Below are 23,355 nucleotides of genomic sequence, written 5' to 3'. Positions count from 1 at the left end.
ACACGACCGAACCGCAGCGATCCGATTGCGTCGCCGGAAACGTCAAACCGATTCCTGCAGCCCGCAATTCTTCTTCGCCCGGCTCAGCACCAACGCGGCCGCTTCGCGGGCCCGCCGGGCACCATCGCGAAGGACTTCGTGGACATAGTCCAAGTTCGATTCTAGTTCCGCGCGGCGCTGCCGTGCGTCGGCAAAGTAGGCTTCGCTGGCTTCGGCCACCGCTTTTTTGACTTCCCCGTATCCAAAGCCGCCGCGACGATACATCGCCGCCATTTCGTCGATCTGTTCTTGTTCGGCAAACAACTGGAACAGTTGAAACAGGTGATCGCCTTCGGGTTCTTTGGCGTCTTCCATCGGGCGACTGTCGGTCGTGATCCGCATGATCTGTTTGCGGATCCTTTTCACTTCGCCGAACAGCGGCAGCGTGTTGTCGTAACTCTTGCTCATTTTTTCCCCGTCGGTCCCGGGCACTTTGGCGCCATGGACCAGCGTCTGGGCTTTGGGGATGACGAACGTTTCGCCGAAGTGATGGTTGAACGCCTGGGCCAAATCACGGGTGACTTCGATGTGCTGGATTTGGTCCTGGCCGACGGGCACCAGCTGGCTGTCGTAGGCCAAAATGTCGGCCGCCATCAACACGGGGTAGTTGAACAGCCCCGCGTCGGCCGCCAGCCCTTTTGCCTTTTTGTCTTTATAGGCATGGCATCGTTCCAACAGGCCCATCGGTGTGCCGGTCATCAGGATCCAGCACAATTCGCTGACCTCGGGCACCTGCGACTGTACAAACAGCGTCGCTTTTTTCGGGTCCAGTCCCAACGCCAACAAGTCCAACGCCGCGTTGATCGTGTTTTCACGAAGCGCATCGGCTTGGCGGACCGTCGTCAGCGCGTGCAGGTCGGCGATGAAGTAAAAGCCTTCGTTGTCCTCTTGCAGATCGATGTACTGGCGGATGGCTCCGAAATAGTTGCCCCAGTGGGGACGACCGGTCGGCTGGATACCGGAAAGACAACGCATGACGCAGACTGAACGGGTTTGGGCGGAAAACGGCGGATCGTGAATCGACGCATCGGTCGACGTTGTTGTGCGTCTAATTCTGCGCGACCGCGACGTTTTCGCGAAGCGGGGCGACGCGACCAGCGGGCATCTCCGGCGGTGGTTCCAAAACCCCGCGGCAACGTCGCCACAACAACACGCCTTCGACCGCCATCCAAACTTGCAATCCCAGAATGACGACGCCGAAAATCACCAACACCGTGGAACCCGACGGGATCCAGTTCCAATACAAGTCATAGGTGATCGCCCAGGCCGGCATCAGCATCATTACGATCATCGGAAACAGAATCGCCGCCAACGGTTTGCTGCGTCGTGATAGATAGAACAACGCGACCATCAGCGCCAGCCCGGCAAGCAACTGGTTGGTCGCACCGAACAACGGCCACAGAATCAAACCGCCCTTGCCCGGTTGATCGCCGGCGAAAACGGCGATCGACAGCCCCACGATCACCGCGATGGCCGTCGCCACGTATTTGTTGGCCAGGGCTGGTGCGCGAGCACTGAGTGCCAATTCGCTGATGACATACCGTTGCAGCCGAGTCGCGGTGTCCAGCGTGGTGGCCGCGAAACAGGCCACCAGCGTCGCCATCAACGCCACGCCCAGCTTCAGCGGCAATCCAACGGCGGTCAAAAAGTTCGCACCGCCGTCGATAAACGCGGCCAACTTTTTCGACAAGTCCTGCTTTTTCCATCCCGCGTTGGGATCACCATCGGCTCCCGTGCGGTAATAGTCGCGCCACGCCTGTTGGCCCGTCGCCGCTTGACGGCTGAACGAGGCAATGCCGTCGTCGCCGACGGTCCGCGTGACTTTGCCCATTCCCACGCCGGCACAACAGGCCAGGATCACGATCACCGCCAACATGCCTTCCAACAACATGCCGCCATAGCCGACCGCTTGGGCGTCGCCGGCCTTTTCCAACTGCTTGCTGGTCGTTCCACTGCTGACCAGACAATGAAACCCGCTGCAGGCGCCACACGCGATCGTGATGAACAGGAACGGCAAGATCGGCGGTGCGTCGGCCGGGATTTCTTTGGCGATTGCCGGTGCGGACTGCGTCAGGTCGGCCGCGCCGGTGGTCGATGCCACGCCCACGCCGATGACGATCAATGCGAGCGCCAAAAACAATTGCAGACTGTTGATGTAGTCACGCGGTTGCAACAACAACCAGACCGGCAACACCGACGCGACGTAGGCATAGGCCAACAAGATGACCGTCCAAACGACGACCGGATTCAGGTACTTCGCATCGGCGGGCAAAATCCCGGCCAGATCCACCGGCATGAGGTACGCCCCGACATAGACCGCCAAATACAGCAACGTCAGACCGATAAGGCTGGGCAACAACAATCCGCCGCCACGACGGTACACCCACCATCCGATCATCACCGCCACGGGCATCGCGATCCATACGCTTAACACCGATTCGGGATACAACGCAAAGATCACGGCGATGACCAAACCAAAGATCGCCAGGACGACCGACAAAGCCATCGCCAGGACGGTCAGAAACAGAATCTTTGCCCGCGGCGACACCAAACGCCCCGCCGCTTGGCCGATCGACTGGCCCTTGTTGCGGATGCTGATCACCAGAGCCGACAAATCGTGGACGCCGCCGATCAGGATCGACCCGAACACGACCCACAACAACGCCGGCAACCACCCCCAAAACACGGCCAACGCCGGGCCGACGATGGGGCCGGTTCCCGCGATGCTGGTGAAGTGGTGTCCAAAAACGATGCTCCGCCGGGTGGGAACGTAATCGACATCGTCACGCAATTCTTCGCTGGGCATCACCGCGTCGTCGGTCAGGGCGAACAGCTTTCGCGCCAACCAGCGACCGTAGGTGTGATAGGCGACCAGAAAGCCCAGCATCGAAGCGACGGCGACAATCAGGGTGCTCATGGGCGATGATAACGGCAAAGGGTTGGCGACCGGGCGGATCGTCGCGGCAAACGCGTCGGACGGTTTTCACCACGCCAAAAGGTCAGGCGGTGCCGGAAAACGGATCCGAATTTGACGCCAGAAATCCGGGCAATGGTCGCCCCTGGGGCGGATATTGGTGGCCACCTATACTAACGCTGCCGAACCGGACGCACACGGCGCTGCGGAGCCCCGGCGGGCAAATTTCGGCTTGCCCGATTCCCAAAAATGCCGTCTCGGCATGACGGGCGTTTTGATTGACGCGGCTCCGCTTGGCACTCATCCGGTTCATTTGGCCATTGCCATGATGACGCCTTCGTCGATGGCCTTCCAGCGACACGAACGATCCGACAACGACACCAGCATTCACCTTCTGTGAGGAAAGACAGATCCATGGCTGACTCCATCGAAAAAACCATCATCATCGGCAGCGGACCGGCCGGCTGGTCGGCCGCCATCTACGCCGCCCGCGCCAACCTGAATCCGGTCTTGTACGAGGGAACGGTCAAGCCGGAAATGATCCCGCTGGGCCAGTTGGCATACACGACGGAAGTCGAAAACTTTGCGGGCTTTCCGGCCGGCAACATCCGTGCATTCGTCGAATCCGCCGTCGACAAGGACCGGCATTACAACTTGCCCATGGTCCCCCAAGGTCACGAAAAAGACGGCCAGCCACACTACGCCGTCCAAGGCGTCGAGCTGATGGAGTTGATGAAACAACAGGCGCTGAATTTCGGCACCAAAGTCGTTTCCGATGACATTGTCGGCGTGGATTTCAACAGCGGCGGCGTCCACACGCTGCACACCGGCAGCGGCGAATCGGTGAAGACGCACACCGTGATCGTGGCGACCGGCGCGCGTGCGAATTACCTGGGTCTGCCCAGCGAAGAAGCCTACAAGAACAAAGGCGTCAGCGCGTGTGCGGTCTGTGACGGCGCTTTGCCGATCTATCGCAGCAAGCCGTTGGCCGTCGTCGGCGGTGGTGATTCCGCGGTGGAAGAGGCCACGTATCTGGCCAACCTGAAGAACGCCGCGACGATCTACATGATCATCCGTCGCGACGAAATGCGCGCCAGCAAGGTGATGCAAGACCGCGCGATGAATCACCCCAACATCGAAATCAAGTGGAACCGTGTCGTCGACGAAGTCTTGGGTGACGGCAACCAAGTCAACGCGTTGCGGCTGAAGAGCACCGTGGATGACGAAACGGAAAACTTGGACGTCGGCGGATTGTTCTTGGCGATCGGCCACACGCCCAACACGGCGTTCCTGAAAGACGCCCTGAAGATGAACGACGAAGGCTATCTGCAGTGGACCAAACCGTTCCGGACCAACACCGAAGTCGACGGGGTATTCGCCGCCGGTGACGTTGCCGACGATTATTACCGTCAAGCGATCACATCAGCCGGCACCGGGTGCATGGCCGCATTGGACGCCGAACGCTACCTGGGCGAAAAAGACGTGTGATCGGCATGGCCGGTCGTTTCGCGGGCCGGCAACCGATCCGCGTTGTGGGCCGGCGATCTGTCTAAGCGTCCGGCGGTTCGCTGGGTGAGTCGCGAATCGTTGAAACGCAATTCTTTCCCGACGTCGCCGCCATTGGTGGCGACGTTGACTGGCCGCAGTCGCAACTTTCCAGCAGGTTCGCTTTGCCCCGACAGGCCCGATGCGACAAGTAAACCGGTCAAACAAACGACGAAGCTGAACAGCGTCATCCGCATGATTGGGTGCCCCGAAAAAGACGTTCAGAAAAGATGGGTCGCCGGATCGTTGGTGCCTTCCATCGATCAACGACGCCCCCGCATCGTTGATCGCTGTGTCCGACAGGAAAACCCTAGCTCGAAATGACGGACCATTCGGCACGTTTTTGCGACGTGCGACATGTTGGCACGATTTGACGAATGACGGTGCTGCGGCGGCGCCATGCCCGGGGGTGAACCGTCGACCATCGTCGTCGGAATTCTGTTGGCCGGATCGCGATTCTTCTGGCTGAATCGCAATGGAACAATGCCAACACCGGCCGCACCGCAAGCCGCATAGCGGAAGGTCCGGCTTGCAAGCTTTCCCAGACATGCAAACCACTCGGGCGCGTCGTTGTGTTTGGGTGGATGATCTTTGCGCCCCCGCTGAACCTTTCCTGCTAGTTTCGTCGGCCCACAGCGTCTGATATTCTGTCGATCCCTCGCGGTGCGTTAGGCGGTGCTTCGATCGATGTCCTCTGCGCGTTGCCCCCATTCCCCCCTGTGTTGACAGCCCCCCTCAGGACTCAGCAATGTCAGAACAAGCAAGCACATCCCAAGCAGCCGTTTCGGAAGAAATGAAAGCTGAGATCGCTGAGCTCGAACGTCTCAACGGGCTGCCCTTTGCATCTTCGGCGTTGGGCTACATCAAACGCACCGGCCCCGGGTTGCTGCAAAGTGCCATGACATTGGGCGCCGGCAGTGCCGCGGCATCGGTGATCGCCGGTGCATCGTTTGGATACAAGCTGTTGTGGGTCCAGCCGGTTGCGATGTTCTTGGGCGTCATGATGCTCGGTGCACTCAGCAACGTGGTTTTGACCACGGGTGAACGACCCTACAAATCGTTCGGACGCGAGATCGGAAAATGGCTGGTCGTCCTGTGGGCACTGGGCACGATCATGTCGTCGATCATTTGGCACTTTCCGCAATATGGTCTGGCCGCCAGTGCGGCGCGTGACCTGGGTGCGTTGCAGGAAATCGTCAGCATCCCGCCGGAGATCACCGCGGCCAGCAGTGTCGTCGACGAGGCGATGAAGACGAATGATCCCGCGGTCATTGACCAGGCCAAAGCGAACCTTAGCAAGGTCACCAGCGAAAGCACGCCCTTGGGACTGGGATTCACCCCAGCCGGCTTGGCGATCAGTTTCGGGATCGGGATTTTGATCCTCTGCATCAACATCGTGACCACGTTCAACTACGGCGGTGATTCCAAAGGCGTTCGAATTTACGAATGGTTTCTACGCGGCTGCATTGCCTTGGTCGTCGTGATGTTCGGAATCGTGGTGGTCGCCAAAATTGATGTCGTGGCGGCCGAGTCGGGGGAGATCCTCAAAGGCTTCATCGGCTGGTACGGAATCCCGAACCTGTGGAACGTCGATGGTTCACTGAACAACAGCACGGTCACTCAAGTACTGGGGATGCTTGGTGCCGCGGTCGGTATCAACATGACGTTCCTGTATCCGTACTCGCTGCTGAAAAAGGGTTGGGGCGTTCACCACAAAAAGCTCGCCCGCTGGGATTTAGGCATGACGATGTTCTTGCCCTTCGTGCTGGTGACCTCGCTGGTGATCATCGCGATGAAGGTCGGCGGAGTTTACGACGGCGCGGATGTCGTCAACACAACGATTCGCCCGCTGGGTGCGGCCAAGGCGCTCGGTGGTGTGCTTGGCGAAAACGCCGGCCGCGTGATCTTCGACTTGGGTTTGATCGGGATGACCTGCGGGGCGATCAGCACTCACATGGTCGTTTGTGGGTTCACGTTCTGTGAAATGCTGGGATTGGAACAAACCAAAAAGCGTTTCCGATTGTTCGCCCTGACTCCCGCCATCGGCATCCTGGGCGTCGTGGCGACGTTGCCGATTTGGTTCCCGGTCGCGGCATCGGCGGTTTGCTTCACGATGCTGCCGATCGCTTACCTGACGTTCTTGATCATGAACAACAAACGCAGCTACATCGGCGACGCCGTTGGCAGTGGGTTCCCGCGATTGCTGTTCAATACCATCCTGGTGATCGCGCTGGCGGTGGCCACCATCGGATCGGGGATCAAGATCTACGGCAACGTGATCAAGAAGATCATGCCGGCCAAAGAGCCCGCGGCCGAACTGGTGGTGCCGGTCGATTCGAGGGCCTGTTAAGGTCATTCGACCTCCCGCCATCCAGCGGCAAAACCGGCTTCCAAACACAAACCTGTTTCCAACGTTAAACCCCAGAGCGTTCCTACGAGAGTGCCCGGAACAAGGACGATGACAAGATGAGCACTTGGACCTCGGTGGCGGAAGCCCGAAAAGAATCGGCGATTGGACCCGATGTCGAAGTTCGCGGCTGGGTACGGACGCGCCGTGATTCCAAAGGCGGGTTCAGTTTCATTGAGGTGAACGACGGCAGCTGTTTCGGCAGTTTACAGATCGTCGCGCCCGGGGAACTGAAGAACTATGAATCCGAAATCAAGCGTCTGGGGGCCGGGTGCAGCATTGTCGCCATCGGAAGCTTGGCCGCATCGCCCGCCAAAGGCCAGGCGACCGAAATGCAGGCCGACCAGATCCGCGTCCTGGGTTGGGCCGACGGCGAAACGTATCCGCTGCAGAAAAAACGCCACAGCTTTGAAAAGCTACGTGAATGGGCCCACCTTCGGCCCCGAACCAACACCTTCGGCGCGGTGATGCGAGTCCGTGATTCGATCAGCCGGTCGACGCACGACTTTTTTCACGACGAAGGGTTCTTTTATCTGAACACGCCGATCATCACGGCCAGCGATTGCGAAGGGGCGGGCGAAATGTTCCGCGTCACAACACTGGATTTGGACCGGCTGGCGGCGTCGGGCAAACCCGTCAATCACGAGTTGGACTTTTTTGATCGGCCCGCCTATCTGACCGTCAGCGGCCAATTGAACGCGGAAACTTATGCCACCGCGCTGGGCCGCGTGTACACGTTCGGACCAACGTTCCGTGCCGAAAACAGCAACACCAGCCGGCACCTGGCCGAATTTTGGATGGTCGAACCGGAAGCCGCCTTCTTCGACCTGTCGGACAACATGGCGTTGGCCGAACGATACTTGAAGCGATTGCTGCGGGATTGCCTGGATCGCTGTGACGAAGACATGCAGTTTTTTAACCAGCGAATCCAGCCGGGTATCTTGGACCAGTTGACCGCCGTTGCCGAAGCACCGTTTCGTCACATGACGTACACCGATGCGATCGAGGTGTTGGAAAAGGCTGACGCGAAATTCGAATACCCGGTTTCCTGGGGCGTCGATCTGCAAGCCGAACACGAACGCTATCTGACCGAACAACATGTCGGCGGTCCGGTGATCTTGACCGACTATCCATCGACCATCAAACCGTTCTACATGCGGCTGAGCGATGACGAGAAAACCGTTGCCGCGATGGACGTGTTGGTTCCCGGCGTGGGTGAAATCATCGGCGGCAGTCAACGTGAAGAACGACTGGACGTGTTGACCCGACGAATGGACCAAGCCGGATTGAACCAAGACGATTATTGGTGGTACATCGATCTGCGGCGGTACGGAACCGTCCCGCACGCCGGATTCGGCTTGGGCCTGGAACGCGTCGTCCAGTATGTCTCGGGAATGGCCAACATCCGCGACGTGATCCCGTTCCCTCGAACGCCCGGCAATGCCGAATTCTGACCGCACCCAGAAACCGCCCGACCCGGAAACGGCTCACACCCCACCGTCGGTCAAAGGCCGCCTGGCGCCATCGCCCACCGGCGCCCAACATCCCGGCAACGCGCGGACGTACCTAATCGCGCATTGGTCGATGATCCGGCAATCGGCCCCGATGGTGCTGCGGATCGAAGACATCGATTCGCCTCGCGTCAAACCCTGGGCGATCCAACAAGCGATCGACGATCTGCGTTGGCTGGGCATCGACTGGGACGAAGGCCCCGATGTCGGTGGCCCCAACGGTCCGTACATCCAAACGCAACGTACCGATCGATACGACCAGGCGATCGCCAAGCTGCGATCACTGGGCCGTGTCTATCCATGCACCTGCACACGGCGTGACATCGAAAGCGCCGCATCGGCACCGCATGTGGAATTCGGCCACATGATCTATCCCGGTCTGTGCAGCGATTGGACCGAAGGCGATCCGATTCCACCGCAGGGCACGTATTGCTGGCGATTTCGAGTCCGCGACCAAGTCGTCGACTTTGATGATGCCGTTGCCGGTTCCCAGTCGTTGAACCCGAGCCGCGACTTGGGCGATGTTCCCGTGACGCGCAAGACGGGGGAAGCCGCCTATCAGTTGGCCGTGATCCTCGATGACGATGCGATGGGCGTGACGGAAGTCGTTCGCGGTGACGACTTGATCGACAGCACGTTCTGGCAAATTGATCTGGCCGACGCATTGGGGCTTTCGGTGCCCAGCTACGCTCACGTTCCCCTGGTCATCGGAGACGACGGACGGCGGCTGGCCAAACGACACGGCGATACGCGTCTGGACCATCTGCGTCGCTGTGGCGTTGACCCGCAAGACGTGATCCTGTGGGCCGCCCGGTCGTTGGGGATCGGCGATCTGCCGGAGCCCGGTGCTTGGGAAACGAGCCGATTGCATCGCCACATCGCCGCCCAAATGGACTGGACAACCGTGAACCGCGATCGTGTGGTGGTGCCGTCAAAATGGACACGATTGGGCTGATCCGACGCCACGGCCGGGGAAACTTCTGTTTCACTCAGTTTTCCGATTATTCGGGTCATGCGGGCCAACGGGCGGGCCGATGAACGACAAAGCCACGCCGTGCGCCACCGACGCGCCGGTACCGCCGACGATCTTGCCCGTCGTCACGGTCCGCCGTCATCCAGGCCCGGCGTGGGAATCGTCGCTTCGCACCCGAATTCCCCCACGGTCCGATCCATGCCATCGAATCCATCCCGGGCGTCCGGCCCCGCCGATGTGTCGCGGTCCACACGAATCGTGTCCCGTCGGTCCGCTCTTGGTCGTCTGTTGGCCGCCGCCTTGATCGCATCGCCAGTCGATTGGACGCGGCCGTCCAGTGCGGCGCCACCCGAAGCGACACAGTTGACCGTCAACATGCGGGTCCCGCACGACGGCCAAATCTTACGGCTTCGACACATCAGCGAAGACGATCAAGCCGTTGTCATCACCGCGATCGCCGCGGATCCGGCCGGCCGTCTGATCGCCGCCGCTGGTGACGACTTGGCCATTCGCCTGATCGACGCGGAAACGATGGAAGTCGTGCGAACGGTGACCGACGATGCCACGCATCACCATCGCGATGTGATTCGAACCCTGGCCTTTGACGATTCCGGACACCGGCTGGTGTCATCCGGCAACGACGGTTGCATCGTGATCCGCCACAGCGCCGCGGACTTCGCTGCCACTCAACACATCGACGGCGCCCCGGCGCTGACCTGCGTGCGATTCCATCCATCCGGACGTCAGATGGCGGCGGTCGGCTTCGACGAAGAAGTCTTTTTGATCGGAAAGCCTGCCGCACAAACCAAGCTGCGCTGTGGATGTCGCGACCTTCGCACCATCGCCTTCAGCCCCGACGGCAAAGTCATGGCCGTGGGCGGTCGCGTGGGTGACGTGCATTTGTTCAACACCGATCCGGTCAAAGCCGACGGTGACCACCCGTTGCACCGGGGACGGATCCGCAGCATGGCGTTCCGTCGTGGTTCCGATTCGATGGTCTCGGTGGGCGAAGACGGCGACGTGGTGGTCTTTGACGTCAACGATCGCAAGATCGCCCGCCGCGTGCACGTCGGCAACTGTCGTTTGTTCTGCGTGACGATGCTGGACAGCCGCATCGCCGCGGCCGGTGGCAGCGACAATCGCATCCATCTGATCGACACCGACGCTGGCGAACTGATCGGACATTTGGCCGGACACCGCGGGACGATCAGCGATGTCGCCCAGGCCGGCCAGTGGCTGTATTCCGGCAGCTATGACGCCACGATCCGACGCTGGGATCTGCATTCGCTGCAGGAATCCGTTCCGCAATTGGCCGGTCGAGAAGACCGCATCGTCGAACGGCCCAACCGTCTGGATCGCTAAGTCCGCCAGGCAACCGCAAACGTCCAATCGACGGATCATCATCCCGGCGATCGATGATCCCCCATCCATCCTTTCCGCCAATCAAATCGTCGCCCATCGGATGGGCGTCACACTGCCATCAGGGGCACGGAGGCATCCAACGTGATCTGGAAACGGAAACGAAAAAAACGAACCGCTTCGACACCCGCCAACGGATCCCGTGCGGCGGTCTCACGACGCGGTCTGCATCCGGAACGCTTGGAATCACGACGGTTGATGGCGGCCGATCCGATTCATGTCGGTGTGGTCTATCTGGAAACGGATTATTTGGAATCGGACCAAGACGTCGGCAGTGATTCACGCGGCGACCGATTCATCCTGTCCTTCACCGGTGGCGCCCCGGGGACAGAACTGACCGAACTGCGGATCAACACCGACAAGTACGGCGACGGCGTCAGCATCGGCGATCCGATCTTTGACACCGCCATCGGTGGTCTGGGCAAAAACGGTGCCCACGATTTTGAAATCGTCAAGATTGAAACGGCCGATGGTCGCGTCGCCACCGCGCAAGCCTTTGTCGAAGACGGCGGTCAAGAACTGATCCTGCGTCTGACCAACTTCCAAGCCGGTGACCGCTTGGAGTTCACGATGGACGTCGACGAAGTCCTGCGGCAAAGTTCCGACCTGGACACGTTCAACGCCGGATTGGACGTGATCACATCGGGACAAGAGTTCCAGGATTCCATTTTGGAAGCCACCTTCAACGCGCCGCATTACGAAACGTCGGTCGCCGATGCGCTGTTCGTCAACGACTTTGGCGATCCCGCGTCCAGCCACGGCTTGGACTTGCCGCCGGACGAAGGCACCCATATCGACAGCCGGCCCAACCGTAGCGCCGCCGCCGTCGGAACCACCGTGCAGACGCCAAAGCCGGTGTCGATCAGCGGATACGTCTGGGTCGACAACGACTTGGACCTGAAACGCGAATCTGGCGAACGCGTTCTCGAAGGCGTTGAAATCGCGTTGTATCAAAAACAAGGGAACTCCTTTGTCGATACCGGGCTGCGTGCCGTGACCGGTGCCGATGGACACTATGAGTTTGCAAAATCATTGGGTCTGATGCCCGGCGAATACAAAGTCGTCCAAGCTCAGCCCGACGGACTGTTCAGCGTCGGTGCGGTTTTGGGTCAAGTCGAAGGCCAAACGGTCGGCAACGTCGAAAACGTCAACTCAATGTCTAACATCTTGATCGTCGACGGTGATACCGAAGCGATCCTGTATGACTTTGCCGAAGCCGATCCGGCATCGGTGTCCGGCTTCGTCTATCGCGACGACAATGACAATGGCCGTCGTGATCCCGGCGAAGTCCCCTTGTCGGGCATCCGCGTTCAATTGATCCCCGTCGATACGATCGCCGCGCAGTCGGGTCTGATCGCGACGACCAACGCCGCCGGTGCTTACCAATTCACCGGCCTGGCACCGGGCAACTACCAAATCATCCAGTTGGACCAACCGGTCGACTTGCAAGACGGCACCGATGCGGCCGGGACGATCGACGGCATCGTGGTCGGATCGGCGGTCAACCCGGGTGACAGCATCGTCGGTGTTCAGCTGGACGGCGGCGACGACGGTATCGAATACAACTTTGGCGAATTACCGCTGGGATCGCTTTCCGGTTATGTCTATCTGCTGGGGCCCGGCCAAGACTGTGACGGCATCCGTGAAGCGGAAGGGAACACGCCGCTGCAGGACGTCGAGATCATTTTGGAAACGATGGACGGCCAGTTCATCGCTCAAACGGTCACCGATGTCGACGGTCGGTACTTCTTTGACGACCTGACCAAAGGCCAGTACCGTATCCGCGAAATCACACCCGATGGCCTGATTGACGGATCGTCCCACGTCGGTCGAATCGGAACGGTCACGGTCGGGAATTCGATCGACGGCGGCCTGATTCAAGACATCGTGATGATCGCAGGTGGCCACGGCACGGAGTACAACTTCTGTGAAGCCGCGCCGGCCGACATCAGCGGCTACGTTTATCACGACGCATCGAACGACGGACAACGCGATGCATCGGAGACCGGGATTGCTGGTACGCGTTTGGACCTGGTGGACTCATCCGGCAACGTGATCGCGACGACCACGACGGATGCCAACGGCTTTTATCGCTTTGCCGACATCTTGCCCGGTGACTACACGATCCGCGAACACCAGCCAGACGGTTTCTACGACGGTAAAGATTCTGTCGGCACGATCCGCGGCACGCATGTCGGCCAGCTGGGCGGCGACGGTGATTCCTTGGCCGCCATCGAATTGAAACAAGGCGACCTTGGCGTCGAATACAACTTCGGCGAACTTCTGCCGGCGTCATTAGCGGGCCGGGTCCACGTCGACTTGGACGAAGACTGTGAATTGGATCCCGGTGAACCGATGCTGGAGGGTGTCGTCATTCGCTTGCTGGACGCCAGCGGCAACGAGATCGCCATGACGACGACCGACGCGGACGGAAACTATAAGTTCGACAACTTGGTGCCCGGCCGATACACGGTGATCGAAGAAACTCCCGCGGGGTACTTCGAAGGTGGTTCCAAACCCGGTTCGGCGGGCGGATTGTCCGATGGCCCCAACCGCATCGGCCAAGTCGACCTTGCCTCCGGTGAAGTCGCGGTCAACTATGACTTTTGCGAACGTCCGCCGGCGGAGATTTCCGGATACGTCTACAACGACGCCGACGGAGATTGCGTTTTTGATCCCCAAGAGATCGGCATCGATGGCGTCACCGTCGAACTGTATGACGCCGATGGGAACTTGGTCGCCACAACACAAACCGATGCATCGGGGCACTACAGCTTCACGCATCTGCAGGCCGGCATGTACACGGTCCGCGAGATTCAGCCCGCCGGTTGGTTGCAGGGCGGACAACAAGCCGGATCGGCCGGCGGCGACGATTCGGTCCAAGACACGATCAGCAGCGTGCCGATCTCCTGGGGCGATCGACTGATCCAGTACAACTTCTGTGAACTGGAACCGTCCAGCCTGGCCGGCACCGTGTACGTCGACCGAGACGGTGATTGTTTTCAAGACGACGACGAACCACCGCTACAAGGCGTTCGCATCGATCTGTTGGACGCCGACGGTCGCATCGTCATGACGACGACCACCGACGCCGACGGCAATTATCGATTCACCAATCTGCGACACGGAACCTACCAAGTCATCGAACATCAGCCCGAAGGCTACTTCCAAGGCGGCCAGATGCTGGGCAGCGGCGGCGGCCAAATCTTGGGCGACGACCACATGGCCGTGGACATCGGCATCGGCAAAGACTTGACCGACTATGATTTCTGCGAACTGCCGCCGTCCAGCCTTTCGGGGACCGTTTACGTCGACGCCGACCGTGATTGCGTCTACGATCCGGAAGAAGATCCGTTGGCGGGCGTTCGCGTCGACTTGATCGATGAAGCCGGCAACATCGTGGCGACGACAACCACGGATGCCGACGGCAATTATCAGTTCGACAACCTGGCCCCGGGCACCTACCAGATCATTGAGCACCAACCCGACGGTTACTACCAAGGCGGCCAGAAACTGGGCAGCGGTGGCGGTACCATCTTGGGCCAAGATCACATGTCGGTCGACGTGATGGCCGGCGTCGAACTGGTCGACTACGACTTCTGCGAACAGTTGCCCGCCAGTCTTTCGGGATACGTCTGGAGCGACCAAGACCTGGATCGCCAATTCGATGGTGACGAACTGGCTCTGTCCGGCGTCGTCGTCGAAATCATTGACGCCGAAGGCCAAGTCGCCGGTCGGACCACCACCAACGCGTCCGGATACTACCAGTTCACCGATCTGGCACCGGGCGTCTACTCGGTTCGCGAATTCCAACCCGAAGGCTACTTCCACGGTGGCGAGACCGTCGGCAGCCACGGCGGAACCGTCGGCGGCGATGACTTGATTGTCGCTGTCGAACTGCGTGGCGGTGACGACGCGGTCCAGTACAACTTCCCGGAAGTCCCGCCGGCAACGATCAGCGGCTATGTCTTTCAAGACGGCGATTCGCTGAAGTTGCAGTTCGTCCCCAGCGCCGAAGACCTGCGTGACTATCGCGACGGGATGTTCACCGCGGACGACACACCGCTGTCCGGCGTCACACTGGAACTGCGGAACGTGCTGGGCCAGATCTTCACGTCCGATCGGATGCTGCCCGGCATCTACGACGACGGATTGGTTCGCATCACCACCGACGCCAACGGCTACTACGAGTTCACCGGACTGCGACCGGGTACCTATCACGTTTACCAAGTCCAGCCCGATGACTATATCGATGCGTTGGACACGCCCGGTTCGACCGGCGGCGTCGCGATCAACCCTGCGGATGTCATTGTCGATCAGGCGGCACTGATCACATTCCAAACCCTATCGGCCAACGAAGCCACGGATCCGGGCAGCGACGCGATTCTGAACGTGACCGTCGCCGCCGGGGAAACCAGTGCGTCGAACAATTTCAGTGAGATCTTGGTCGATCCCACACTGCCGCCGCCGCTGACGGAAAACGCGGAATCGATCCCCGAAGTCGTCGCGCCGATCGAAACATTTGATCGCCCGATCCGTCTCGTCGGATACGCCGCGCCGTACACCGTTCGCACCCTGGCGCTGCACCCGATCGAATGGGCTGTCAGCTGGCACCTTAGCGTGATCAACGCCGGGTTCCCACGCGGCGAAAACGCCGGGTCGGGCATCGTTCGCACCGCCGGCGCGGAATTTAATGATCCGGCTTGGACCGAAGGCGAATATGCCGCCGGCACATGGTCGGCGATGTCGGGCGATGGCGTGAATCTGTTGTCCGGCGTCAACCTGGGTGGTGGAGACGCGATCGCATTGACCGGTGACTTCAACGGCGATGGAATCGACGAAACGGCGATCTATGTCGCCGGCCGTTGGTACATCGACTTGAACGGCAACGGCGTCTGGGACGAAGGCGACTTGTGGGTCCAGTTGGGCACCAAGTACGACCGACCGGTCGTCGGCGACTGGGACGGTGACGGCAAAGACGACGTCGGGATCTTTGGACGCCAGTGGAACCGAGACCCCCAACGTGTGGAGATCGATCCAGGGCTGCCCGATCCTGCCAACCGACGGCGCACCGAAGTCGACATCGCGCGGCTGGCCGCCGCGCGGATGCTGGAAGAAACCGAAGACCACGACCAACAGCGTCTGCTGCGACGTGGCAATCGCGGTGATCTGCGTGCCGATGAAGTCGACCACGTGTTCAAGTACGGCGAACACGTCGACCAACCTGTTGTCGGCGATTGGAACGGCGACGGTATCGACCAAATCGCTGTCTTCCGCAGCGGCCAGTGGCTGTTGGATGACAATGGCGACGGCCGCTGGACATCGAAGGACCATCCCATCGAATTCGGCAAGTCCGGTGACGAACCCGTGGTCGGTGATTTCAACGGCGACGGCATCGACGAAATCGCCGTCGTACGCGGCGACACCTGGATCATCGACACCGACGGTGACCGGCGTCTGACCGCCAATGACCAACGGATTGTCGTGCCACGCGGCAGTGCCGACAGCCAACCGGTCACCGGCGACTTCGACGGCGACGGCAAGGACGAACCCGGCTACTACGACGAAGCCTCCTAGCGGCTTCGAACCGATGACCGCTCCAAAAGGGGTCAGGCGTCTTTGTTGCGGCCGACGCCTAAAAGGGGTCAGGCGTCTTTGTTGCGGTGACGCCTGCGGGTTGACAAGCCTAGAGAGTCGTACTCGTCACAAGAGACACCGATATCGATCGCTCCTTGAAGCGTGTTGTGGTGGAGACAGGGCGTGATGTGCGGGACCGACGGAAGGGGTGGTGCCTGAATGCTGGCGCATCCAGCTACGGGACGAATCATCCCCGGTATTGCTCTCCATACCCAGTCTCAACGTACGCCGGTTCGCGGAGCGCAGCGACGAAGCACTACAGAAACAACCGCCGAACCCTAAATCACGACGTCTCCGCCGGAATTGCGTTGCGTTTGGCACGGCCTACCAAATCTCCTCGTGGCATGTGCCTGGTATCGTCCCGAACGCAAAGCGTGCGTCTTGGCCGCCCACCGACAATGCCGCCTCGCCGCAGCTTCATCAAGCATCGTTGCACACTAATGCTCCGGCTGGATCACTTGTCAAAGACGATCGCGGTAGGGACGGCTGTTGCCAGCCGCCCCCCGCACAGATCCGGACTTGAGTGTCTACCTCATCCGGCTCCTACGTCGAATCGGGTGTGAAAGTTTTGCTGAGGGTAGCTGTGTAAGATTCTCGGTGTTGGCAGATGCTTGCGTGCTAGACGTTGCATTCGAGTCCATGTCCACGTGCTGCGTTGGCTTCGGCGACGAAGCACGGCAAGCCAAAGCTTAGCGACTTCATTGCGAAACTGTTGCAACCGGACCATGTTCCCCGGCACCGCGTGGTAGTTCAGCCAGCCACGCATGACTCGGGCTAGCCACCTACCAACGACGCCCACCGGCCAATGCCGACGCTGACGCAGTTTCGCCTTGATCGCCGCAAGCGTTGCACGCATTCGCTTGGCGATCGTCTCGCGACGGATCGTGAACCAGCCATGTGACCGGGTCACATCACAGCGGTGCGTAAAGCCGAGAAAGTCGAACGTTTCCGGTCGACCCTCCCCGCGCTCTTTGCGGTTGCTCATGGCGAACCGACCGAACTCAATCAGCCGAGTCTTTTGGCCGTGAAGCTCCAGACTGAACTTGGCAAAACGTTCTCGAAGTTCTTCCAGGAACGCTTCGGCCTCGTACTTGTGCTGAAACCCGACAACGAAATCATCCGCGAAGCGTATGATGACCATGTCGCCACGACCGCGACGATTACGCCAGCTTTGAATCCAGAGGTCTAAGACGTAGTGAAGGTATATGTTCGCAAGCAGCGGGGAAATCACCGCTACCTGTGGCGTCCCCACCTTCGTCTCGGACCACTCCCCGTCATCACTGACACCGGCACGAAGCCATTTGCCGATCAAACGGAGCACACGTTTGTCCGCGATGCGGTGTTCCAGAAACTTCATCAACCAGTCATGGTTCATGTTGTCAAAGAAACCTTTCACATCGGCGTCCAATACCCAGTTCACCTTCTTGCTCGTCAAAGCAACACTGAGCGCATCGAGCGCCTTGTGCTGACTCCTTCCGGGCCGGAAGCCATAGCTGAAGCCGAGAAAGTCCTGCTCGTAGATGCACTGCAAAACCCAACCGACCGCTTTCTGGACGACCTTGTCCTCCAGCGAAGCAATCCCGATTGGACGCTCGCGCCCATCGGCTTTGGTGATGTAGATTCTCTTCGAAGGCTTTGCTCGGTAGCTTCCCCGATGAACGCGACCGTGAAGATCGGCGATGCGATCTTCCAGGCCCTGTTCGTAGTCGTGCCACGTCACTACATCGACGCCCACCGCCGCGGTCTTCTTCAAATCGAAGAAGGCTTCGGTCAACAGGTTCTCGTTGACGTGATGCAGCAACGACGTGAACTTCAACTCGGGCTGCGCCCGAGCCGTCTCACGCACGCCTGCCAAACCGTAAGACCTGCCACGTTTCCGCTTCGGTGCGCGGGACACGTCGGTTTGATCTGCGTTCTTCTTCGTCGGCTCCCTTCCCTCGGCGGACTCCGCCGAGGGTTCAGCCCCCGCGTTGTTCATCCGAGTCGGCGGTACTACGAAGCCGTCTGACTTCCCATCGGCGTTCATGTCAGGCTTTCCCACTGAGTGGTTCCCTGACCGGACCAAGCTTGCTGCCTGGCCACCGATGGGATCTCCCGGTTCTCGCGTTTGGAATGTCCACGCATGCACAGGTTCACAGACTCCGCCGTGTTCGCATCGATCTCGCCCAAGTAGCGATCGACCCGATGTTGCCTTCCCCTTGTCAGGACAAAGTCGGCACACGGAAGCATAAAGATTCCGGAGCTCAATAGCTGGCCTACGTTTCCCCCGGATCGGATGCTCAGCACGACGTCGTTACCTTCATCGCACCTCCGGCAGGGGCCGAAGCAGTTGGCTAAACCTTCTTCGTAAAAGACTCTCACTTTCTATTCCAAACCGGTTTTATCCCGGCACTCCCTGCCCCCTTTGTCTTGCTCACTCAAAACTCGGATTGAACTCGGATCGACAGCGTGGAATCCGCATGAATGCCCACACCGCATAATTCTGCTTTTCGACGTGGTTGAGGATAGTTTTGAGGTGCATCTCTTTGATGCATTCCGAAATGGTTGCTGCTTGAACAACAACATCTATAATCGATTCGCTGAAGAGATGCACTTTTGAGTCAAAACTGGTCCGAGCCGCCTTCGTTGGAGCGGCCATCGGTCGCTCGCCCTGTTCGAGCGAAGCGACTGGGCGACCGATGGCTGGTGCAGACGGAGCACAGCGACTGCCTTTGTGGGAGAGGCCGGAGGGAGTGGCATTCGCTCGGCTGCTCAACCTCAAATTGGACCACTGATTCGGCGAAAGAGCCCAGAACACTCCCGCGACCGCACACGACCTCAGTCGAAGTGATCCGAAAAGATGCCGAAATGAAGCTCACCAACAGAGCTTGCGTCAAAAACAGTATCGTCGACCCGCTCGTTGAATAGCCAAACAAATTCAGCTTCCACTTCGCTGGGATTGCGATCCGAGATACGCACAGCACGCAACTTTGACGGCCGCACGAAGGATGGTGGAAATTCCTTCCACTCGGTGCGGGTACGCGAACTAATTCTCCGACTGTCGACACTCATATGGGCTGGAACCGGTCCCGTAGAGTGTTCAGTTAGTACAGGAACATCATTTGCAAACAAGATATCCTTGTACGTTCCAGTCGTCGCTTCTGACTCGATAAGAGTATTCTTGTCCGGAAACACGAACCGAACCGCATGACCTGATCCACGCGGAGCGTAGCCATGCAGGAGCTTTCGCGAAAAACGTTGCCATTCGATCGAAAGCCCACGCCGTGCGATAACTGGCACGGGATTTACCGAAGCTATCAGAGGGTCGAACAGGGTTCTGCTTGCGAAACGCAGCTTTGGGTCAATTGGGATGTCTCGCACTTGCCTTCCTGCTCCATCATGAAGCACGTAAGTTGGCGGTTCCGTCGATCCGTCGATTAGCAGGTCCAAAACCGTGTTTCGAGGCCTTACCGGTGCAATTCCGCCTGCAGTACCATTGGCACTAGCAGGCTTACCGTCAGAAAAGACAATACTCTCTACGCTCAGATAGCGACGTCTGCGTGTTGCCGAGTTTTCCGCAATCAGAAACGCGAACTGAGTGAGCTTGGCCACCGCTTCGCCACGAACTTTTCCGGACATTGATGTTAAGCCGCGCGCCAATACGCAAAACGAATCGGACTCTGCCGGTGCAACGTCGAGATCCTGGAGATCTTCCATGACCTTATCCGTTTGTTCAGCCGAGGGCGTGTCAAACCTAAGGCCGGCCAGTGCGTACTCATCGTCGTCTGCGCGACATTTCGTCGTCGCGAACCAACTCATGGACACGCAGATAGCGACGTGAATCCGTCGTTGGCATATGTTCAATGTCTAGTGCCTCGACAATTCCAAAGAGAAATCTAACGCTCGCCGCGTTTCGCGTGCGCGGCGAAGCAGGTCCAATGCCCGCGACAAACCTCGCGCAGCGACGCGAAGTCTTCGCAAAATCCACTGGATGCAAACTATATTGACGGAGGTACCGGTGTTTCTAGCTCACGATACATCAGCAATCCAAAGGGGTCAGGCGCAATACTGTTCGGCACGAAAGTTGCGCATTGAATTTTAACGACTTTTGGCACGGCGATTGCGCAAGCATTCAAATTTGGCGGATGTTCCGCCAGTTTGACACGCAGCGGATGAGTCAGTGCCGAACCGACCCCCTAAACAACGAAGCCCAACGACCGAGAGCCTCGGCAGCGACAGGGATGCGGCCTCGGAAGACTCGCCTGATATTCGCGCCGCGGAACTGCAGGGCCTGAAGTTCTTCAAGAAGATCCGGCCACTGTTGGATTCCCTGCACGAGATCGGTACTGCACGCGACAAATCCTGCAATCGTGATTTGCACATGGACCAGTACGGCGTGCTAGTTCTTATGTGGATGTGGCGTGCTCCCCAAAAACTGGTCCATAAGTTATGAGAGTGTACTGGCCAATAACGGCCAAGGAGACTCTCGAGATGAAACAAGCACGAAAGCGACGTAAGCCCGAACAGATCGTCAAGGCGATCGCCGCGGGTGAAGCCATGTTGGCCGCCGGCAAGAGCCTGGCGGAGGTGTACCAGAAGCTTGGGATTGTTGAATCGACCTGGATGCGATGGAAGAAGCAGTACGGCGGCATGAAGTCCGATGAGGCTCGACGGCTTCGCGAACTCGAAATCGAGAACCAGAAGCTCAAAGAACTGCTGGCCGAAGCAGAACTCGATAAGCGAATGCTCAAGGTGATCGCCGAGGGAAACTTCTAAGCCCGACGCGTCGCCGTGAAGCAGCCTGCAAGTTGCAGAGTTGCTTCGGCGTCTCGGAGCGTCGGGCTTGCAGGACGCTCGGCCAATCGCGAAGTAGCCAACGATACCGGCCAAACGCAAAAGAAGACGAACCACGTCTGGTTGCTCGAATACTGGAACTCGTCAGCGAGTTTCCTCGCTATGGCTATCGACGCATCACTCGTCTTCTGCGGCAGGAAGGCTGGCGTGTGAACTTCAAACGAATCCACCGACTCTGGAAACAACAAGGTCTCAAGGTGCCGGTCAAAAAGGCGAAAAAGCGACGATTGGGTAACTCCGAAGGCGGCGTCATTCGTCGATCGGCCGAGTACCCCAATCACGTTTGGTCGGTCGACTTCATCTTTGATCGAACCGAAGACGGTCGCTCGTTGAAGATCCTCTCTCTGATCGACGAGTTCACTCGTGAGTGCATTGCACTGGAAGTGGGTCGAAAGTTCACCGGCGACGATTTGGTGGCGCTGTTGAGCGACTTATTCGTCAGCCGCGGCATCCCGTCGTTCATCCGCAGCGACAATGGCCCGGAGTTCATCAGCAAGGCGGTCCGCTCCTTTCTGGACTTCATTGAGGTGGGGACTTCCTACATCGAACCGGGCAGTCCCTGGCAGAACGGCTACGTCGAAAGCTTCCACAGCAGGCTTCGCGATGAGTGTTTATCGTGCGAGCTGTTCAGCAGCTTGTCCGAGGCACAGTCGATCATTGAGTCATGGCGTCAAACGTACAACCATCGACGTCCGCACAGCGGCATCGGTGGAATGGCCCCAGCGGAGTTTGCTTCACAGTGGGCTGCTTCCGCTTCGTTCGCTGCGCTCCCTTCGCGGAAGCAGCCCACTGTGGAATCGTTTAACCAACCCGTACTCTCATAACCGTGGATCAGGAAATGGGGGCATTCCAGATGTTCAATCCGATCCTGACATCGCTTCGTGGACTACAGCAAGCCAGCACACTCAAAGATGTCCAGAAGAAGTTCGGCGTCGGGCGAGCTTCGCTGGGATCGCTCTCCGAGTCGGTGAGCATCTTTGACCCCGAGCCGCTCAAGAAGATCGCCGCGGAGCTTGCTACCGAAGTGCCCTCGGCCGACCCATCGAAGTTTGATGTGATCGGACATCAACTCACCGCCGTCGATGGCAGCGTCTTCAAGACGGCCGTGCGTGTGGCATCTTTGGCTTGGCTGCCTGATAAGGCAGGCGGAACGACTAAAGGTAGGTCGGTTGATGGATACCGCATGCACACTCATTTCGAGATCCTTCGCGGAATCCCCGAGCGAATCGATGCCACGCCAGCCAAGCCCAAGGGGAAAGATGACGAAAAGGCAGTCCTGGCTTCCGTCTTGCAACCAGATCGCTGCTATGTGATTGATCGTGGGTATGCCAAGTTTGAATTGTTCAACCAAATCAACGCCGCCCGAAGCAGCTACATTTGCCGAGCCCGCGACAACAGCACGCCGAAGATCCTTTGTGAGCGAGACCTAACCGCAGCAGATCGCGACGCCGGTGTCCGCATCGACCGAGAAGTCGTTTTGGGAGCTCACACCAGCAACCGCAAAACGGTCGCAAGCGATCATCCGGTTCGTTACATCGAAATCGAAGTCCCGCCGCATGTCCGCACTGGCAGCAAAGGCTCTCACTGCGATGGTCGACTGCGATTGGTCACGAACTTAATGGACGTTCCGGCGGAACTGATTGCCGAAGCCTACCGGCTTCGCTGGCTCATCGAACTGTTCTTCCGAATGATCAAACAGCTTCTGGGCTGTCGGCATCTACTGAGCACCAAGCCGGCAGGCGTCGAGATTCAAATGTACTTAGCCATCATCGCTTGCCTGCTGATCCTGATCTACACCGGGGGTCAACCGAACAAACGGACCTACGAGATGAGCAAGACAAAGGGGTCAGCAAGACAAAGGGGTCAGGCGTCTTTTTTGCCTTCCCACGTCGGAATGCAGCGGGTTGTTCAATCGGAAAACTGCTCGATCCTGATGTTTCCGGATGCATCCTGACGGCATTGACCGATGAAGGCTTGAGATATGGGGTGCGAATCACGACCAAAGTTTTTATCGCAAAACAATAAATCGGACATTGCCTAGACCGATCCCCCAGTTTACCGTTTAGCGATAAATCCA

The 23,355-nt window shown here is 58.9% G+C and carries 15 protein-coding genes; 9 read left to right on the top strand and 6 right to left on the bottom strand.

What is annotated here, in order from left to right; genetic code table 11:
* Positions 1 to 42: 42 nt before the first annotated feature.
* Positions 43 to 1,014 (bottom strand): tryptophan--tRNA ligase, encoded by a 972-nt coding sequence (trpS, locus tag Mal65_RS12620; RefSeq protein ID WP_145298021.1) that lies wholly within the window; start codon positions 1,012 to 1,014, stop codon positions 43 to 45.
* Positions 1,015 to 1,087: 73 nt separating this feature from the next.
* The gene (locus tag Mal65_RS12615) at positions 1,088 to 2,956 is read right to left on the bottom strand and encodes a carbon starvation CstA family protein (protein ID WP_145298018.1); all 1,869 of its coding nucleotides are present in this window, start codon (positions 2,954 to 2,956) and stop codon (positions 1,088 to 1,090) included.
* 411 nt (positions 2,957 to 3,367) lie between these two features.
* On the opposite strand from Mal65_RS12615, the gene Mal65_RS12610 reads away from it, so the two are divergent.
* Complete coding sequence (locus tag Mal65_RS12610) at positions 3,368 to 4,441, top strand: NAD(P)/FAD-dependent oxidoreductase (RefSeq protein ID WP_145298015.1); 1,074 nt, start codon at positions 3,368 to 3,370, stop codon at positions 4,439 to 4,441.
* Here the strand turns inward: Mal65_RS12610 and Mal65_RS12605 are convergent.
* The gene (locus Mal65_RS12605) at positions 4,417 to 4,689 is read right to left on the bottom strand and encodes a hypothetical protein (RefSeq protein ID WP_145298013.1); all 273 of its coding nucleotides are present in this window, start codon (positions 4,687 to 4,689) and stop codon (positions 4,417 to 4,419) included. The genes Mal65_RS12610 and Mal65_RS12605 overlap by 25 nt on opposite strands.
* A gap of 557 nt (positions 4,690 to 5,246) precedes the next feature.
* Between Mal65_RS12605 and Mal65_RS12600 the strand changes: the two genes are divergently transcribed.
* From Mal65_RS12600 to Mal65_RS12580, 5 genes are all read left to right on the top strand, one after another.
* On the top strand, positions 5,247 to 6,848 hold the full coding sequence (locus Mal65_RS12600) for an NRAMP family divalent metal cation transporter (RefSeq protein ID WP_145298010.1): 1,602 nt from the start codon (positions 5,247 to 5,249) through the stop codon (positions 6,846 to 6,848).
* 116 nt (positions 6,849 to 6,964) lie between these two features.
* Positions 6,965 to 8,359, top strand: coding sequence for an asparagine--tRNA ligase (asnS, locus tag Mal65_RS12595; protein ID WP_145298008.1), 1,395 nt, complete (start codon positions 6,965 to 6,967; stop codon positions 8,357 to 8,359).
* Positions 8,346 to 9,371 (top strand): glutamate--tRNA ligase family protein, encoded by a 1,026-nt coding sequence (locus Mal65_RS12590; RefSeq protein WP_145298005.1) that lies wholly within the window; start codon positions 8,346 to 8,348, stop codon positions 9,369 to 9,371. Before asnS ends, Mal65_RS12590 begins: the two co-directional genes overlap by 14 nt.
* Before the next feature lie 216 nt (positions 9,372 to 9,587).
* Entirely contained in the window at positions 9,588 to 10,751 is a 1,164-nt protein-coding gene (locus tag Mal65_RS12585; protein ID WP_165701236.1) for a WD40 repeat domain-containing protein, read from the top strand.
* A gap of 222 nt (positions 10,752 to 10,973) precedes the next feature.
* Complete coding sequence (locus tag Mal65_RS12580; RefSeq protein WP_449252308.1) at positions 10,974 to 16,385, top strand: SdrD B-like domain-containing protein; 5,412 nt, start codon at positions 10,974 to 10,976, stop codon at positions 16,383 to 16,385.
* Positions 16,386 to 16,977: 592 nt separating this feature from the next.
* On the opposite strand, the gene ltrA is transcribed toward Mal65_RS12580, so the two are convergent.
* The 3 genes from ltrA to Mal65_RS12570 form a co-directional block, all read right to left on the bottom strand.
* Positions 16,978 to 18,471, bottom strand: coding sequence for a group II intron reverse transcriptase/maturase (gene ltrA / locus Mal65_RS12575; RefSeq protein ID WP_196784796.1), 1,494 nt, complete (start codon positions 18,469 to 18,471; stop codon positions 16,978 to 16,980).
* Positions 18,472 to 18,858: 387 nt separating this feature from the next.
* Complete coding sequence (locus Mal65_RS26470) at positions 18,859 to 19,083, bottom strand: hypothetical protein (protein WP_165701235.1); 225 nt, start codon at positions 19,081 to 19,083, stop codon at positions 18,859 to 18,861.
* 179 nt (positions 19,084 to 19,262) lie between these two features.
* Positions 19,263 to 20,243 carry a hypothetical protein gene (locus Mal65_RS12570; protein ID WP_165701234.1) on the bottom strand — a complete coding sequence of 327 codons (981 nt, stop codon included), beginning with the start codon at positions 20,241 to 20,243 and terminating at the stop codon, positions 19,263 to 19,265.
* A gap of 361 nt (positions 20,244 to 20,604) precedes the next feature.
* On the opposite strand from Mal65_RS12570, the gene Mal65_RS12565 reads away from it, so the two are divergent.
* The 3 genes from Mal65_RS12565 to Mal65_RS12555 all read left to right on the top strand — a co-directional run bounded on the left by Mal65_RS12565 (position 20,605) and on the right by Mal65_RS12555 (position 23,232).
* On the top strand, positions 20,605 to 20,877 hold the full coding sequence (locus Mal65_RS12565) for a hypothetical protein (RefSeq protein WP_145297993.1): 273 nt from the start codon (positions 20,605 to 20,607) through the stop codon (positions 20,875 to 20,877).
* Between the two features lie 38 nt (positions 20,878 to 20,915).
* A protein-coding gene (locus tag Mal65_RS12560) for an IS3 family transposase (protein ID WP_145293271.1) occupies positions 20,916 to 22,102 on the top strand; the annotation gives its coding sequence in 2 pieces (ribosomal slippage) (positions 20,916 to 21,186 and positions 21,186 to 22,102; 1,188 coding nt in all).
* 2 nt (positions 22,103 to 22,104) lie between these two features.
* On the top strand, positions 22,105 to 23,232 hold the full coding sequence (locus Mal65_RS12555; protein ID WP_165701233.1) for an IS4 family transposase: 1,128 nt from the start codon (positions 22,105 to 22,107) through the stop codon (positions 23,230 to 23,232).
* Positions 23,233 to 23,355 lie beyond the last annotated feature (123 nt).

The organism is Crateriforma conspicua, assembly GCF_007752935.1.
GTDB lineage: Bacteria > Planctomycetota > Planctomycetia > Pirellulales > Pirellulaceae > Crateriforma > Crateriforma conspicua.
Note: the sequence above shows the minus strand (reverse complement) of the source record. Positions and strands in the feature narration are given on the sequence as shown.

Bases quoted from the DNA above. Each gene is read 5' to 3' on its own strand.
- Mal65_RS12605 (WP_145298013.1), bottom strand. From the start codon at position 4,689: ATGACGCTGTTCAGCTTCGTCGTTTGTTTGACCGGTTTACTTGTCGCA.
- Mal65_RS12610 (WP_145298015.1), top strand. From the start codon at position 3,368: ATGGCTGACTCCATCGAAAAAACCATCATCATCGGCAGCGGACCGGCC.
- trpS (WP_145298021.1), bottom strand. From the start codon at position 1,014: ATGCGTTGTCTTTCCGGTATCCAGCCGACCGGTCGTCCCCACTGGGGC.
- ltrA (WP_196784796.1), bottom strand. From the start codon at position 18,471: ATGAACGCCGATGGGAAGTCAGACGGCTTCGTAGTACCGCCGACTCGG.
- asnS (WP_145298008.1), top strand. From the start codon at position 6,965: ATGAGCACTTGGACCTCGGTGGCGGAAGCCCGAAAAGAATCGGCGATT.
- Mal65_RS12600 (WP_145298010.1), top strand. From the start codon at position 5,247: ATGTCAGAACAAGCAAGCACATCCCAAGCAGCCGTTTCGGAAGAAATG.
- Mal65_RS26470 (WP_165701235.1), bottom strand. From the start codon at position 19,083: ATGGCCGCTCCAACGAAGGCGGCTCGGACCAGTTTTGACTCAAAAGTG.
- Mal65_RS12585 (WP_165701236.1), top strand. From the start codon at position 9,588: ATGCCATCGAATCCATCCCGGGCGTCCGGCCCCGCCGATGTGTCGCGG.
- Mal65_RS12615 (WP_145298018.1), bottom strand. From the start codon at position 2,956: ATGAGCACCCTGATTGTCGCCGTCGCTTCGATGCTGGGCTTTCTGGTC.
- Mal65_RS12570 (WP_165701234.1), bottom strand. From the start codon at position 20,243: ATGAGTTGGTTCGCGACGACGAAATGTCGCGCAGACGACGATGAGTAC.
- Mal65_RS12590 (WP_145298005.1), top strand. From the start codon at position 8,346: ATGCCGAATTCTGACCGCACCCAGAAACCGCCCGACCCGGAAACGGCT.